At 64.1% G+C, this 14,020-nt stretch carries 14 protein-coding genes and 1 tRNA gene; 7 read left to right on the top strand and 8 right to left on the bottom strand.

The genetic code is table 11. From position 1 onward, the window contains the following. Window positions 1-142 precede the first annotated feature (142 nt). Together KLP42_RS05765 and KLP42_RS05760 are read right to left on the bottom strand one after the other, a co-directional pair. On the bottom strand, window positions 143-955 hold the full coding sequence (locus tag KLP42_RS05765) for an SDR family oxidoreductase (RefSeq protein WP_215565442.1): 813 nt from the start codon (window positions 953-955) through the stop codon (window positions 143-145). A gap of 161 nt (window positions 956-1,116) precedes the next feature. After that, on the bottom strand, window positions 1,117-2,016 hold the full coding sequence (locus KLP42_RS05760) for an alpha/beta hydrolase (protein WP_215565220.1): 900 nt from the start codon (window positions 2,014-2,016) through the stop codon (window positions 1,117-1,119). Between the two features lie 217 nt (window positions 2,017-2,233). On the opposite strand from KLP42_RS05760, the gene KLP42_RS05755 reads away from it, so the two are divergent. The 5 genes from KLP42_RS05755 (at window position 2,234) to KLP42_RS05735 (ending at window position 6,821) form a co-directional block, all read left to right on the top strand. Further along, a complete protein-coding gene (locus tag KLP42_RS05755) occupies window positions 2,234-3,160 on the top strand; it encodes a siderophore ABC transporter substrate-binding protein (RefSeq protein ID WP_502941268.1) in 927 nt (308 codons plus the stop codon). A gap of 95 nt (window positions 3,161-3,255) precedes the next feature. After that, window positions 3,256-4,224: an ABC transporter permease gene (locus tag KLP42_RS05750; RefSeq protein WP_215565219.1), complete on the top strand. Its 969-nt coding sequence runs from the start codon at window positions 3,256-3,258 to the stop codon at window positions 4,222-4,224. Then, window positions 4,214-5,185: an iron chelate uptake ABC transporter family permease subunit gene (locus KLP42_RS05745; protein ID WP_502941267.1), complete on the top strand. Its 972-nt coding sequence runs from the start codon at window positions 4,214-4,216 to the stop codon at window positions 5,183-5,185. The genes KLP42_RS05750 and KLP42_RS05745 overlap by 11 nt, the downstream gene beginning before the upstream one ends. Continuing rightward, window positions 5,182-5,940: an iron ABC transporter ATP-binding protein gene (locus KLP42_RS05740; protein WP_215565218.1), complete on the top strand. Its 759-nt coding sequence runs from the start codon at window positions 5,182-5,184 to the stop codon at window positions 5,938-5,940. Before KLP42_RS05745 ends, KLP42_RS05740 begins: the two co-directional genes overlap by 4 nt. A gap of 17 nt (window positions 5,941-5,957) precedes the next feature. Continuing rightward, on the top strand, window positions 5,958-6,821 hold the full coding sequence (locus KLP42_RS05735; RefSeq protein ID WP_215565217.1) for a glycerophosphodiester phosphodiesterase: 864 nt from the start codon (window positions 5,958-5,960) through the stop codon (window positions 6,819-6,821). Here KLP42_RS05735 and KLP42_RS05730 read toward each other — a convergent pair. Further along, a complete protein-coding gene (locus KLP42_RS05730) occupies window positions 6,805-7,158 on the bottom strand; it encodes a DMT family protein (RefSeq protein ID WP_215565216.1) in 354 nt (117 codons plus the stop codon). The genes KLP42_RS05735 and KLP42_RS05730 overlap by 17 nt on opposite strands. Window positions 7,159-7,472: 314 nt before the next feature. Here KLP42_RS05730 and KLP42_RS05725 point away from each other — a divergent pair, with 314 nt between their 5' ends. Then, complete coding sequence (locus KLP42_RS05725; RefSeq protein ID WP_286675436.1) at window positions 7,473-9,281, top strand: methyl-accepting chemotaxis protein; 1,809 nt, start codon at window positions 7,473-7,475, stop codon at window positions 9,279-9,281. A 158-nt stretch (window positions 9,282-9,439) separates the two neighbouring features. On the opposite strand, the gene KLP42_RS05720 is transcribed toward KLP42_RS05725, so the two are convergent. The 3 genes from KLP42_RS05720 to KLP42_RS05710 form a co-directional block, all read right to left on the bottom strand. Then, window positions 9,440-10,270 (bottom strand): universal stress protein, encoded by an 831-nt coding sequence (locus KLP42_RS05720; protein WP_215565214.1) that lies wholly within the window; start codon window positions 10,268-10,270, stop codon window positions 9,440-9,442. A 125-nt stretch (window positions 10,271-10,395) separates the two neighbouring features. Then, window positions 10,396-11,376, bottom strand: a complete 981-nt coding sequence (locus KLP42_RS05715; protein ID WP_252192773.1) for a 1-phosphofructokinase family hexose kinase — start codon at window positions 11,374-11,376, stop codon at window positions 10,396-10,398. A gap of 224 nt (window positions 11,377-11,600) precedes the next feature. Further along, window positions 11,601-11,792, bottom strand: coding sequence for a hypothetical protein (locus KLP42_RS05710; protein WP_215565213.1), 192 nt, complete (start codon window positions 11,790-11,792; stop codon window positions 11,601-11,603). A 390-nt stretch (window positions 11,793-12,182) separates the two neighbouring features. On the opposite strand from KLP42_RS05710, the gene KLP42_RS05705 reads away from it, so the two are divergent. Further along, window positions 12,183-12,404, top strand: a complete 222-nt coding sequence (locus tag KLP42_RS05705) for a helix-turn-helix domain-containing protein (RefSeq protein WP_215565212.1) — start codon at window positions 12,183-12,185, stop codon at window positions 12,402-12,404. A gap of 117 nt (window positions 12,405-12,521) precedes the next feature. Here the strand turns inward: KLP42_RS05705 and KLP42_RS05700 are convergent. Continuing rightward, window positions 12,522-12,598: transfer RNA gene (locus KLP42_RS05700), tRNA-Met, on the bottom strand. A gap of 156 nt (window positions 12,599-12,754) precedes the next feature. Then, window positions 12,755-13,951 (bottom strand): tRNA 2-thiouridine(34) synthase MnmA, encoded by a 1,197-nt coding sequence (mnmA, locus tag KLP42_RS05695; protein WP_215565211.1) that lies wholly within the window; start codon window positions 13,949-13,951, stop codon window positions 12,755-12,757. Window positions 13,952-14,020 lie beyond the last annotated feature (69 nt).

Here is a 14,020-nt window from a genome sequence, read left to right as displayed (position 1 = left end):
CGACACGGACTGAGGCGGCACCCATTTTCATTTCATTGCGATCAGACAGGATTTCCAGAGGGTGCGCGCGACGCGACTTTCGCGCGCCAAAGCCCCTCCCCCGTATGGGGAGGGGCCGGGAAGGGTCTTTTGAAGCGGGCGATCAGATGATCGGCTTGCCGCCGGTCACCGCGATCGTCGCACCCGAGACATAGCTCGACAGCGGATCGGCCAGCATCACATAGGCGGTGGCCAGTTCCGCCGGCTGGCCCGGCCGCTTCATCGGCACCTGCTTGCCGAAGTTTTCGACCGATTCCTGCGGCAGCGTGGAGGGGATCAGCGGCGTCCAGATCGGGCCCGGCGCCACCGCATTGGCGCGGATGCCCTTTTCCGCCAGAAGCTGGGCGAGGCCGGCGGTGAAGTTCTGGATCGCCCCCTTCGTCGTCGCATAGGCAAGCAGCGAAGGGTTGGGGCTGTCGGAATTGATCGAGGCGGTGTTGATGATGGCGCTGCCGGGCTTCATGTGCGCGACTGCCGCCTTGGTGAGGTAGAACATCGCATGGATGTTCACCTTGAAGGTCAGCTCCCACTCCGCATCGCTGATCTCCTCGATCGAGGGGAAGGACGCCTGATGGGCGGCATTGTTGACCAGAATGTCGATGCCGCCCAGTTCGCGCACCGCGGTGTCGATCACCTGACGGCAATGGTCGGGAGATTGCAGGTCGCCGCGCACCAGAACGGCCTTGCGACCCGCCTCCTCGACAAGGCGCTTGGTATCCTGAGCATCCTCGTCCTCTTCCAGATAGGCGATCACCAGATCGGCGCCCTCACGGGCAAAAGCGATGGCGACGGCACGGCCGATGCCACTGTCACCGCCGGTAATCACCGCCTTCTTGCCGGCAAGCCTGTCTGAGCCGCGATAGGATTGCTCGCCGTGGTCGGGCGTGGGGCTCATCTGGCCGGTCGTGCCGGGCATCGGGATCTTGTCCTGCTGGAACGGCGGCGTCGGGTGTTGCTGTGCCATGGGTCAGCCTTTCTTTGTGGAAATACCGCCCCAGAACTGTCGCCCCGGCCCCTTGTTCCCCCCGGCGGCGGCAAATCGACTGCCGGCACGAGGCAAGGCGCCGACGAAGCCCCTCAGGACGCGGAGGCCCAGCCGAGCATCAGCGGCAGTGCCCCGGCCAGCGTCGCCCCGTGCACGTGATCCTTCAGCACTTCCGAGCTGACGGTGAATTGCGGGCGCCGGGAAAGACGCTCGATGAGCGCCATCGTCTCGGGCGCCGGCCCGGTCGGTGGCGGTCCCTTGTCGTTCGATCGCTGCTCCTTGTCGCCGAGCGCAACGAAGAGCTTCAGGGGATGACCGGCAGGCAGCACGGCCCTGTCCTCAAGGCGTGCCATCGTCTCCGGCGCCCACCAGAGCGAGGGGCTGATTGGTGCATAGCCGGCGAAGGATTGCGGTCTGCGGAACAGCGCGTAGAGCGCAAAGAGGCCGCCGAAGGAATGGCCGCCCAGGTGACGGCGTTGCGGATCGACGGCAAGGCCCGCCTCGCTCTGCGTTCGCAACGGGCCGAGCAGCATCTCGAGAAACAGCTCCGCGCCGCCATACATGCGTCCCTGACGGGCGGGATCGGCATAGGGGCCAGCCGCCGGGTCCTTCGGCGGCGTATAGTCGAGCGAGCGCTCCGCCTGCGCGAACTTGCGCGGCGTATCGTAACCGAGACCGATCACGACAAGGTTCGGGGCGAGCGCCAGCAGTTCCGGCGTCAGGTCGTCGAACACCGCATTGCCGTCAAGGAGCGTGAGAACAGGATATCCCGCAGGCGGCGCATCCGCCTTCGGAATGGCACGGAAGATCCGGAAGCTGCGCCCTTTGTCCAGCCTCACCACCCGGTCGTCCAGGCGATGGGTCGGCGGATCGGCGGCCAGAATGTCCAGCGTGGTATCGGCAACGCGCATCTGCGCAAAGGTCAGCGTCGGCATCATCAGGAACGGCAATCCGGTGAGCAGGCTTCGGCGGCGGAGAAAGGAAACGGTCATGCTTTCCTCGTTCTGGCCCGGTTTTCCCGTCGGAAGCGGGAGGACGGGCGGTTCAGAATGGACAGTGCATGGTCGCTCCCCCGGTTGTGATCGGTCGCGGAAGTTCTTCCTTGACGGCATCGGCCAGCTTTAACTAAGTGAACTTCACTTCTCAACTTATTAACGTCCGCTGGCGGCACGGCCCGCAGCGCGGCGCGACCGGACAAGGGATATCGCGATGACGATGAGAATCTCCGCACGGCCACTCACCCTGCTGGCCGCCGCCATGACATTGGCGCTCTCCGCCCTGCCCGGCCTCGCCGACCCCATCACCATCAAACATGCGCAGGGTGAAACCACGCTGAAGGCAGCGCCGAAAAAGGTCGTGACCTTCGACCTCGCCACGCTCGACACGCTGGATGCGCTCGGCATCCCGGTTGCCGGCGTTCCCAAGGCGCCCATGCCGGACTACCTGAAGAAATACCAGGCCGACAGTGTCGAGAAGGTCGGCACCCTGTTCGAACCGGATTACGAGGCGATTGCCGCGCTTCAGCCGGATCTCATCATCGTCTCCGCCCGCTCCGCCGCCAAGCTGAAGGAATTGTCGAAGCTCGCGCCCACCATCGACATGTCCGTCGACGGCGCGAAGTTCCTCGCCCAATCCGAGGAAAACGTCCGTACGCTTGCCGGACTGTTCGGCAAGGAGAAGGAGGCCGATGCGGCGCTGGCGAAACTCAACACCTCCGAAGAGGCGCTCCGCCAGAAGGCAAAGGGCGCCGGCACGGGTCTCTTGATCCTCACCACCGGCGGCAAGATCAGCACCTACGGTCCCGGCTCGCGTTTCGGTGCGCTGTTTACCGATTACGGCATGACGCCCGCCGACAGCACCATCCAGGCCGATACGCACGGCCAGCAGATTTCCTTCGAATACATCCTGGAAAAGAACCCGGACTGGCTGTTCGTCATCGACCGCGATGCCGCCGTCGGCCGTGAGGGACAGGCGGCGAGCGCGCTTCTCGACAACGAGATCGTGCGCCAGACCAAGGCCTGGAAGAACGGCCATGTCGTCTACATGGACGGGGTCGCGATGTATATCGTCGGCGGTGGTCTGACCGCCATGCAGAAGACCATCGACCAGCTCGCCGCAGCACTCGCCAAGAACTGAGGCCAGGAACTGAGGAAAGCACCGGGGCAAACCGTGCGCCAATGCGCCCTTCTTGAAGGGTGCTGGCAGCCGCAAGCGGTCCATCGCCCGGTCGAATGAACGTCATGCGTCTTGTCCTTGCCCTGATCGCCCTTGCGGCCCTTGCCCTGGCCAGCCTGTTTCTGGGCGTCAGCGAGGTGTCTCCGCTCGCCGTCTTGAGCGGCACGGCGGATGAGAAGGCCATGCTCGTCATCTGGGCAAGCCGGGTGCCGCGCACCATCGCCCTGATGCTGGCAGGTGCCGGTCTTGCCGTTTCGGGCACGCTGATGCAGATGCTGGCGCGCAACCGTTTTGTCGAACCCTCCACCGCCGGCACGGTCGAGTCGGCGGGGCTTGGCATGCTGATCGCACTGATCGTCTCGCCCACCATACCGGTGATCGGCAAGATGCTGTTTGCCTCCGCCTTCGCGCTTGCCGGCACGGCACTTTTCCTCGCCATCCTGCGGCGGATCCCGCTCCGCTCCATTGTCATGGTGCCGCTGGTCGGCCTGATGCTGGGCGGGGTGATCTATTCGATCTCCGCCTTCATCGCCTATCGGCTGGACATGATGCAGTCGCTCGCCGCCTTCGACAACGGCGATTTCTCCGCCGTGCTGCGCGGCCGCTACGAGATCCTGTGGCTGGCTTTCGCGTTGACGGTGGCCGCCTATGTCGCGGCGGACCGCTTCACGCTGGCGGGCCTCGGCGAGGAGTTCTCCACCAATCTCGGCCTCAACTATCGCCGCATCATGACCTTCGGCCTCGTGATCGTCTCCATGGTCACCGCCTCGGTGGTCGTGACGGCGGGCGTCATTCCGTTTCTCGGCCTGATCGTGCCGAACGTCGTCAGCATGCCGATGGGTGACAGCCTGCGCCGCACTCTGCCGTGGATCGCCATTCTCGGCGCCGGCCTGGTGCTCGTCTGCGACATGGTCGGACGGATCGTGATCGCGCCTTTCGAGATCCCGGTCGGCGCCGTGCTCGGCGTCATCGGCAGTGCCTTCTTCCTCTACCTCATCCTGAGGAGGAAAACCCGTGCCGCCTAGAGGGAAAAGCCGCCGCTCCCCTGCCCTCGTGCTGTCGTTGCTTGCGGTGCTGGCGATGGTGAGCGCCGTCGCCTTCATGACGCTCGGCGCCCGCGGCAGCTGGTCCTTCATCCTCTCCTTCCGCGGCACGAAGCTTCTGTCGATGGCAACGGTCGCTTATGCCATCGCGATCTCGACCGTGCTCTTCCAGACGGTGACGAACAACCGCATCCTCACCCCCTCGATCATGGGTTTCGATAGTCTCTACGGACTGCTGCAGACGGGTCTCGTTCTGGTGCTCGGCGCCACGGCGATCTCGGCCATCGACGGGCGCCTGCTCTTCGTCATCGAAGTGGGCGTGATGATGGTGTTTTCGGCGGCCCTCTACCAACTGCTGTTTTCCGGCGCGCTGAAAAGCATCCATCTGCTGCTGCTGGCCGGCGTCATCTTCGGCGTGTTGTTCCGCAGCCTCTCCGGTTTTCTGCAGCGGATCATCGATCCGAACGATTTCGTCGTGCTGCAGGACCGGCTGTTTGCCAATTTCAACACTATCGACAGCCATCTGCTCGGCGTGTCGCTGAGCCTGATCGGCTTGGTCTCGCTTGCCGCCTGGCGGATCTTCCACACCCTCGACGTGCTGTCACTCGGGCGCGACGCGGCGATCTCGCTGGGCGTCGATCACCGGCGCATCAGCATGCTGATCCTGATACTGGTCGCCGTCCTCGTCTCGGTCTCCACCGCGCTCGTCGGACCCGCCACCTTCTTCGGCCTGCTGGTCGCCAACCTCGCCTATCTGGTGATGCCGTCCAACAAGCACCGGCACATCCTGCCGGCGGCGGTGCTGATCGCCATCATCACGCTGGTCGGCGGCCAGACGGTGCTGGAACGCGTCTTCGCCTTCGACACGGCGCTGCCGATCATCGTCGAGTTCGCCGGCGGCATTTTCTTCATTCTCGTCCTCCTGAAGGGATCCATCCGATGATCGAGATCCGCGATGTCTCCAAGGCCTATGACGGCACGCTGGTGGTCGATGGCGTCAGCCTGACCCTGCCGAAGGGTGGGCTGACCTCGATCATCGGGCCGAACGGGGCGGGCAAGTCGACGCTTCTGTCGATGGTCGCGCGCCTGCTGCCGATGGACAAAGGTGAGATTCTGGTCGACGGCCTGGATGTCGCCAAAACGCCCGGCGATGCACTGGCCCGCCGGCTTGCTGTCCTCAGGCAGGACAACCAGATCGTGGCACGGCTGACGGTGCGCGATCTCGTCACCTTCGGGCGTTATCCCTACAGCAAGGGCCGCCCGACGCTGGACGACAAGGCGCATGTGGAAAGGGCACTCGCCTATCTCGGTCTGAAGACGCTCGGCGAACGCTATCTCGACGAACTGTCCGGCGGCCAGCGCCAGCGCGCCTTCGTCGCCATGGTGCTCTGTCAGGACACTGATTACATGCTGTTCGACGAGCCGCTCAACAATCTCGACATACGCCACGCCGTCGGCATGATGAAGATCCTGAAGGATGCCGCGCGCGACTTCGGCAAAACCGTCGTCGTGGTTCTCCACGACATCAATTTCGCCTCCTGTTACTCCGATCACATCGTTGTCATGCGCGACGGGCAATTGTTCCTGCAGGGAAGCCCCGACGAGATCGTGCGTCCGGAGATCTTATCCTCTATCTATGGAACGGAATTTGCGGTTCACCAATTGGGGCCGAACCGTATCGCAACCTATTACACGTAACGGACAATCGAACAGCCATGAGCGACACTGCACCCGGACTTGATCTTTTCCACGCCGGGCATCGCACCCGGCTGAAATGGCATCGCCTGCGCCTCAGCCTCGATGCACCGCTGTTTTCGGCAGACACCATGGCGCTCGGCTTTTCCGTCGGAGCCTCGATGGAGCTGGATTTGCGCGTGCGCGGCGATGGCGGTTTCGTGGTTCTGCATGACGCGACGCTGGAAGGCGAAACCACCGGGCATGGCCGGGTCTGCGACAGCGGGGCAGACACCATCCGCAGCCTCGGCATGAAGGCGGGCGGCACCCCGCCGATCCTCAGCGAAGACCTGGCCTCGCTGCTGACCAGGGCGCATCCGGAGGCCCTTCTGCAATTCGACATGAAGGACCGGTTGACGACGATCGGCGAGCGCGGGCTCGGTCATCTGGCCGAGCATTTTTCGCAGGCCGGCGGCTCGATCATTGTTTCGGGGGGAGATCTCGACCTGATCGTCGCGATCAAAAAGCGCCTGCCGGAGATTCCCCGCGGCATCGACCCGACCGACAAGCTGGTGGAAATGCTCGCTGCACAGGGCGCCGCCACCGTGGAGGCGGAGCTGAAGACCGACCTTCAGGGACCGACCGAACCGGACATGGTGTATCTCTCCTGGCCGCTGATCCTGGCTGCACACGAAAAGGGCCTCGACCTCATCGGCTTGTGCCACGATGCCGGCCGGCGGGTGGATGCCTGGACTTATAACCTGAAGAGCCCGGACACAGGCTTCAGCGAGGCGGAATGGCAGCAGTTTGCCACGCTGATGTCGCTGAAGCCCGACCAGATCACCACCGACGAGGCGCCGGCCACCGAACGGGCCTGGATGGCGCGCGTCAGCCCCGGAAGATGAACGAGGCGCCGACCGCGATCAGCGCAAAGCCGATGGCGTGGTTCCAGGTGAGGTTCTCTCCCAGCCAGAACACCGAAAAGCCGGAGAAGACCAGGAGCGTGATGACCTCCTGGATGGTCTTCAGTTGCGCCGTCGAATAGACCTCGGAGCCGATGCGGTTGGCCGGCACCGCCAGGCAATATTCGAAGAAGGCAATGCCCCAGCTGGTGATGATGGCAATCCATATGGCGCTGCCCTTGTGCTTCAGATGCCCGTACCAGGCAAATGTCATGAACACGTTGGAGGCAAGCAGCATCAGGATCGGGTAGACGGCGGCAGACGAAAAGGCAAAGGGCATGGGCGGGGCTCGACATCAGAGGGAGCCGGGACAATGCCGGAACGATGGCGATTGCTCAAGCACGGAAAATGCGCGCAAAGGCTGCTTGCGCCGCACCGCCCGTGACCTGCAGCCGGCCCGAAGGGCAAGCGGAATGCTAAATAAGTTCAGTTGTTTCTACACAGACACTTAACCAATTTGAGAGAGTGTCGGAACCGGCAGAATGAAACATTGGCTTGCAAAGCAATTCTCTGCCGCCCGCCCCTGCAGGAGGAGACAGGAGGTCGCCTCGCTTCAGCATCCCGCCATCCCATGGTTTGACGATGTTACGACACATGTCGATTCGGACAAAAATCCTGTCCGTCATCATTTTTCTTGGTCTCTTCTCCCTCGCCGGCGTCTTCTATATCAGCCTGCGCTTCGACACCGTGAACAGCCGCTATGCGGACTTCATCGCCAATGAATCCGCCGCAGCGGTTCTCGGCGCCCGCTCCTCGGCCGGCATGTGGACGGCGATCAATGCCATCACGCGCGTGGCACTGAACGATGTGGACAGCCCCGCCTATGACGAAGGCAAGGCCGCCTTCCTGCGCAATCTCGACGGCGCCAAGTCCAAGCTGGTCGACATTGCGCAGAAAGTGCCGCAGACCAAGGCCAATTCGACCGAGCTTCTGTCCCTGATGGACCAGTTCAAGACCGTGTTCGACAAGATCGTCGCCGCCAAGGAAGCCGGCCGCAACGACGAGGCCATCACGCTGGTGCGCTCGCTGGACCAGCTGTCTCCCCTCTTCTCCACCAAGTCAGGCGCCAACAATCAGATGCTGACCGAACTGGTGGCGAATGGCGGCAAGACCATTTCCGCCGAAACCGACAGCGTGATCACCAACAGCATCATCGCACTGGTCATCGGCATCGTCGCCACGATCGCGCTTGCCTTCTATGTGGCGCGCGCCGGCATCACCGCGCCGATGGAAAAGCTGCGGGCCCGCATGGTCTCGCTGGCATCGGGCGAAACGGAAGCCGCCATTGACGGCATCGACCGCCAGGACGAGATCGGCGCCATGGCGAAGACCGTGGAAGTGTTCCGCAACAATGCGCTGGAACGCGCCCGCCTCGCCCGCTCCAACGAAGCCGAACGGCAGAAGACGGAAGCCGAGCGCGCCGCAAACGAGGCAATCCGCTCGGAAGAAGCCGGCGCCTTGGCCGATGTGGTTCAGGCACTGGCAGCGGGCCTGCGGGCACTGGCCGATGGCGACCTCTCGCACCGGATCACGCGCCCCTTCACCGACAAGCTCGACCAGTTGCGCACCGACTTCAACCATTCCATGGAGAAACTCGGCCAGGCCATGCGCCTCGTCGGCACCAATGCCGAGGCCATCCATGCCGGCGCCAACGAGATCCGCTCCTCCAGCGACGATCTTTCGCGCCGCACCGAGCAGCAGGCGGCCTCCGTCGAGGAAACGGCTGCCGCGCTGGAGGAAATCACCACCACCGTGCGGGACGGCGCCAAGCGCGCCGAGGAAGCCCGCCGCCTGGTGGTGGCGACCGGCGAGGATGCCCGCAATTCCGGCAGCGTCGTCCGCTCGGCAGTGGATGCCATGCATGCCATCGAAAAGTCGTCCGGAGAGATTTCCAACATCATCGGCGTGATCGACGAGATCGCCTTCCAGACCAACCTTCTGGCGCTGAATGCCGGCGTGGAGGCAGCGCGTGCCGGGGAAGCCGGCAAGGGCTTTGCCGTCGTGGCGCAGGAAGTGCGGGAGCTTGCCCAGCGCTCGGCCCAGGCCGCCAAGGAGATCAAGGGCCTGATCAACACCTCGAGCGAGCAGGTCGCCAATGGCGTCACCCTCGTCGGCAATACCGGCAAGGCGCTGGAGGGCATCGTGACCCAGGTGCAGCAGATCACCGCCCATGTGCAGGCGATCGCCGATGCCTATCGCGAACAGGCGCTGGGCCTGCAGGAGATCAACACCGCCGTCAACACGATGGACCAGGGCACGCAGCAGAACGCCGCCATGGTCGAACAGGCGACGGCGACCGCGCACCATCTGTCCACCGAGGCGGAAGCGCTGACACGTCTTCTCGCCCAGTTCCGCCTGGCAGAAGCGGCCCAGCATGCCGGCCGCCTTGGCCGAGCGGCCTGAGGCCCCGTCCCTCCTTCCACAAATGCCAAGGCCCCGGATGTCGCCATCCGGGGCCTTTTCAATACGGCCGAAGGGAAACGGCATTGCCGCCGCATGCCGTCCCTGTCCTCGTCATCCGGCCGTAGAGAGGACGGAGAGGCCCGCAGGGGCCGCAGCCTTCAGCGAGCGATCAGCACCGGCACCGGCGCCTCTTCCAGCATGCTCTGCGTCACGCCGCCGAACACCCGCTCGCGCAGGCGCGAATGGCCATAGGCGCCCATGACGATCAGGTCGGCGCCAATCTCGCGCACATGGTTCTTCAAAACCTCTTCCACCGGACGTCCGCCGCTCGGCAGCTGGTCCACCACCACATTCACCCCGTGACGGGTGAGGAAGGCCGCCACATCGCCGCCAGGCTCGCCGCCATTGGCATGGTAGGAGGCATCCGGATCAACGAGCGTGACATGCACGCTCTCGGCATTGACCAGGAAATCGATCGCCTCGCGCGCCGCACGACCGGCTTCCGTGCCGGAATTCCAGGCGAGCATCACGGTCTTCATCCGCGCGCTTGCTGCCGCGGCAGCCGGCAGCAGCAGCATCGGGCGCTGCGCATCAAACACCGCGCCATCCACCACCGCATTCAGCAGCGCGGCATTGGCCCTGAGCTTCTCGCCCACCACCACCAGATCCGCATAGAGGGCGCGCTGGAAGACGATGTCGGCCAGGAAGGCCCGTTCGGTATAATAGCGATCCACGTCGAAGGGGATGCCGGCGGTTTCACAGGCATGCGTCACCCGGTCGGCGGCCGCGTGCACCTGCTTCATGTCCTCCACCCGTTCGTCGAGCCAGATCGTGCCGACCGGATAGTCTCCCACCGTCGGCGGCACCGAAACCTCCACCACCAGCACGGACAGATGCGCGCCGAGCTGCGTGGCAAGCTCGATGGCGCGGTTGAGTTCGGCGGCCTCGTCACGGCAGCCGACGACGGCTAGAACGGTCTTGAACAGCATGATGATGCTCCCTTTACTTCCCCGCGCCCCTGTTCGGGCCGGGCATGCAGTCAGGCTAGGCCGCTTGGCGCCCCTCGCCCTTGATCTTCCTCAAAACCGCCGCTGAATCTGCCGGCCCGATCGGTTCAGGCACGGGCGAGCCAGGCGGTGGCTGTCTCCTCATGACTGGCGGCGCAGGTTTCGCCATAGAGCCGGAGGATGTCGGCGCGGCGGCACAGCTCGGTTCCGGGCGTCATGACGGCGGCAGCGCCGGCGGCCAGGCCGAAACGGAAGGCCTCGCGCATTGTCTGGCCCTTCGACAGCGCCCAGACCATGGCACCGACGAAACTGTCACCGGCGCCCACGGCGGAACGGACCGGAACGGTGATCGCCGGCATGCGGAACATCCCGTCCGGCCCGACGAGAAGGGCGCCGTCCGAACCGAGTGTCAGCGCGACGTGACGCGCAGCGCCACGCCGCACGAGATCGGCGGCAAAGGCGCCTGCTGCCTCGATGTCGAGACTGTGGCCGACGAGCTTCTCCAGTTCGCTGAGGCTCGGCTTGAACAGGAAGATACCGCCTTCGGCAATGGCGGCCGCCAGCGGCTCGCCGGATGCATCCAGCACGAAGCGGCCATTGCCGGCCGCGGTCATGCGGGCCATCCGCGCATAGCTGTCCACCGGAACGCCGCGCGGCAGGCTGCCGCTCGCCACCACGTAATCAGCCCTCTCCCTCTCGATCAGGTCGAAGACGGGCTCGATCTCCAGCGGCGCCACGACCGGGCCATCCGGAACGAAGCGGTATTCGAGATTGGTCTCCTCCTCATAGACCATGAAGGCGATGCGCACGGCCCCCTTCATGGCAAAGGTATGGAGGTGCAGCGGCAGGGCGCGCAGGGCCTCTTCCATGATGACGCCGCTTGCGCCGCCCGACAGCACGGCCACCTCCGCCTCGCCCCCCAGTTCGGCGATGACGCGGGCCACATTGATGCCGCCGCCGCCCACGTCCTGGCGCTGGTTGCGCACCCGCACCTTGTGGGTGGGAACGACCCTCAGAGCATCGTTCGAGAGATCGAGCGTCGGATTGAGCGTGATGCAGATGATCCTGGACATGCTGATCGTGGACATGCGCGCCTTCCTGATCCTGTCTGACGGCTGACGGCCCATTCCGCCCGCCCATGGCAAGCCATCGGCCCTCTTGGCCGTGGTCCATCATGGCTAACACGCAAGCCGCCGTTTCGTTTGATCCAGCGCATCCGGAAACGGCATTTTCACGCATCGGCCGCAGGCGGGCGGCCGCGAAACCTCAGCGGCGGTGGGGGCATCGCCAGTCGATGAATCGTGTCGAGCGCTCAGTAGATCGGATACATGCCCCAGAAGAAGGCCTCCGAAGGCTCCTGCTGCCGGCGCTGCCTGTCATCATCGGCGTCCTGCTGCCTGGGCTCCGGCAAAGCCGGCGCCGGCTGCCGTGCCTCTTCCAGACCTGCCACGCGCTTGCCGAGGCCGAACAGGTCGAAACCAAACTGGGTAAAGCCACCAATCATCGTTGAAGCCTCCATTTGGATGGGCATCATGCCCGCACGAAGTTCACCGCAAGGCCGCCCTGCCGTCAAGGTCCATGGGTGCAGCGCAGCAGGAAGGCCCGCGGCCGCGGGATTGGTACGCGAAAGCCGCATACATCAGGATAATTGCATATAATAAGGAAGTCAGGCGGTAACCTGGACCTGATATGACAAAGGTCAATGCAACCTGTCATGCGCAGCCCCGGAAAAATCTGCGTGATCGGCCGGTCCGCATCCTGCAAATGCTTGGACTTTCCGCTGGAACGGCCTATCTATGTTGCGCTGCAGCAAGTGGATTGCGTATCGCGGCAGCGTCCTTTGAGCTGATGCCCAAATTTTCCGACCATGGTCGGCACTACCAAAGGAGTTACCATGACATTGTCACAGACAAATTTCGACAAGAACAAGCCGGTTTCCCCGTCCGAAACGATTGCCGAAAGCCGTCGCGCTTCGGGCTATAGCCTGGAAGATCTGGCGGTGACCTGCGGCCTCACGGTCGCTGAACTGCAGGCCATCGAAGCCGGCCGGGATACCGACCCGAACCATCTGCGTCGCGTCGCCGCGGCGCTGAAGATTCCTTCGCTGATGATCTGATACCTTGAAGCGGAGCGGGTGGCGGGCCCGCTCTAACAAGGCAGCCGCCAGACAGAAACCACGCGCTCGCTGCGACTGTCGCTCGCGTTCTGTTCTACTGATTTTCAAGGATTTTCTTGGTAGCGGGGGGCGGAATTGAACCGCCGACCTCAGGGTTATGAATCCTGCGCTCTCACCAACTGAGCTACCCCGCCAGACCGTCGCCGTCATGTCAGTTGTGTGAACCGTCCGGCGCGATGGGGGGCTTATAAAGGGATGCTCCGACCAAAGTCAAGCGCGCCGCATGCAAAAATCAGAGGCTTTTCCAAAGCGCGCCGGCAGGCCGGCAGAACCGCCTTTCGCGGCCGCGATCAGGCCGCAACCGGTGCAGACAGGAGCGCCTTCAGCGAGGCTTCCGCCGCTGCCGCACGTTCGGAACGCTCGATGAAGCCGCCGCCCCAGACGCGCGCATCCGGCCCTTCCGCCGAATAGAGCACACAGGCCTGGCCCGGAGCGACGCCCGCCTCGCCGATCGCGAGATCGACATAGATGCCCTTTTCATCGGCAAACAGCGTCGCCGGGGTCGGCGGGCGGGTGGAGCGCACCTTGGCAAAGCAGGCAAACCCGTTGCCGGCATCCAGATCCAGCGCCCGATCGCCGATCCAGTTCATGTCGCGCAGGTAGACGCGATGCGTATCGAGCGCCTCCTTCGGCCCGACGATGACGCGGCGCGAGCGGGCATCGAGATAGACCACGTAGAGCGGTTCGCCGGTGGCAACCCCCAGCCCCTTGCGCTGGCCGATGGTGTAATGCACGATGCCTTCGTGGCGGCCGAGCACACGGCCATCCAGATGCACGATATCGCCGGCAAGCGCCGCATTCGGCTTCACCTTGCTGATGATGTCGGAATACTTGCCCTGCGGCACGAAACAGATGTCCTGACTGTCGGCCTTCCTGGCAACGACGAGCCCCATCTCCTCGGCAAGCGCCCTGACCTCCGCCTTCGACATGCCGCCGAGCGGAAAGCGCAGGTAATCGATCTGCTCCTGCGTGGTGGCAAACAGGAACCAGCTCTGGTCGCGATCGGCGTCGATCGGGCGATAGAGCGCGCGGCGGTTCGGATTGTCGGCGGTCGGATTGGGACGCGAGCGGATATAGTGACCGGTCGCCAGTGCATCCGCGCCAAGTTCGCGGGCGGTCGCCAGAAGATCGGCGAACTTGACCGTCTGGTTGCAGGCAACGCAGGGCACCGGCGTCTCGCCCATGGCATAGGCTTCGGCAAACGGATTGATCACCGTTTCGCGGAACCGCTTTTCGTAATCGAGCACATAGTGGGGAATGCCGAGCGTTTCGGATACGCGGCGCGCATCCTCGATATCCTGGCCGGCACAACAGGAGCCGGCACGATGCACGGCCGCACCATGATCGTAAAGCTGCAGGGTGATGCCGAGCACGTCATAGCCCTGGCGTTTCAGAAGCCCCGCCACGACGGAGGAATCCACGCCGCCCGACATGGCGACGACAACGCGCGTATCTTCCGGCTTCTTGTCAAAATCCAGCGTATTCACAGGAACTCTCTCGCTCGAACGTGCCCAGCGATCGGTTACGCCGGCCCAAGCATGTCTTCATCGGACGGG

The sequence above is a fragment of the Rhizobium sp. CSW-27 genome (genome assembly GCF_018760785.1).
In the GTDB taxonomy this organism is placed as follows: Bacteria; Pseudomonadota; Alphaproteobacteria; order Rhizobiales; family Rhizobiaceae; genus Neorhizobium.
The sequence above is the reverse complement of the archived record's forward strand: the minus strand, read 5'-3'. Positions and strand labels throughout refer to the sequence as shown.

Excerpts from the sequence above, each read along its gene's own strand:
- KLP42_RS05765 (WP_215565442.1), bottom strand. The coding sequence starts at position 955 with ATGCCCGGCACGACCGGCCAGATGAGCCCCACGCCCGACCACGGCGAG.
- KLP42_RS05760 (WP_215565220.1), bottom strand. The coding sequence starts at position 2,016 with ATGACCGTTTCCTTTCTCCGCCGCCGAAGCCTGCTCACCGGATTGCCG.
- KLP42_RS05755 (WP_502941268.1), top strand. The coding sequence starts at position 2,234 with ATGACGATGAGAATCTCCGCACGGCCACTCACCCTGCTGGCCGCCGCC.
- KLP42_RS05750 (WP_215565219.1), top strand. The coding sequence starts at position 3,256 with ATGAACGTCATGCGTCTTGTCCTTGCCCTGATCGCCCTTGCGGCCCTT.
- KLP42_RS05740 (WP_215565218.1), top strand. The coding sequence starts at position 5,182 with ATGATCGAGATCCGCGATGTCTCCAAGGCCTATGACGGCACGCTGGTG.
- KLP42_RS05735 (WP_215565217.1), top strand. The coding sequence starts at position 5,958 with ATGAGCGACACTGCACCCGGACTTGATCTTTTCCACGCCGGGCATCGC.
- KLP42_RS05730 (WP_215565216.1), bottom strand. The coding sequence starts at position 7,158 with ATGCCCTTTGCCTTTTCGTCTGCCGCCGTCTACCCGATCCTGATGCTG.
- KLP42_RS05725 (WP_286675436.1), top strand. The coding sequence starts at position 7,473 with ATGTCGATTCGGACAAAAATCCTGTCCGTCATCATTTTTCTTGGTCTC.
- KLP42_RS05720 (WP_215565214.1), bottom strand. The coding sequence starts at position 10,270 with ATGCTGTTCAAGACCGTTCTAGCCGTCGTCGGCTGCCGTGACGAGGCC.
- KLP42_RS05715 (WP_252192773.1), bottom strand. The coding sequence starts at position 11,376 with ATGTCCACGATCAGCATGTCCAGGATCATCTGCATCACGCTCAATCCG.
- KLP42_RS05710 (WP_215565213.1), bottom strand. The coding sequence starts at position 11,792 with ATGATTGGTGGCTTTACCCAGTTTGGTTTCGACCTGTTCGGCCTCGGC.
- KLP42_RS05705 (WP_215565212.1), top strand. The coding sequence starts at position 12,183 with ATGACATTGTCACAGACAAATTTCGACAAGAACAAGCCGGTTTCCCCG.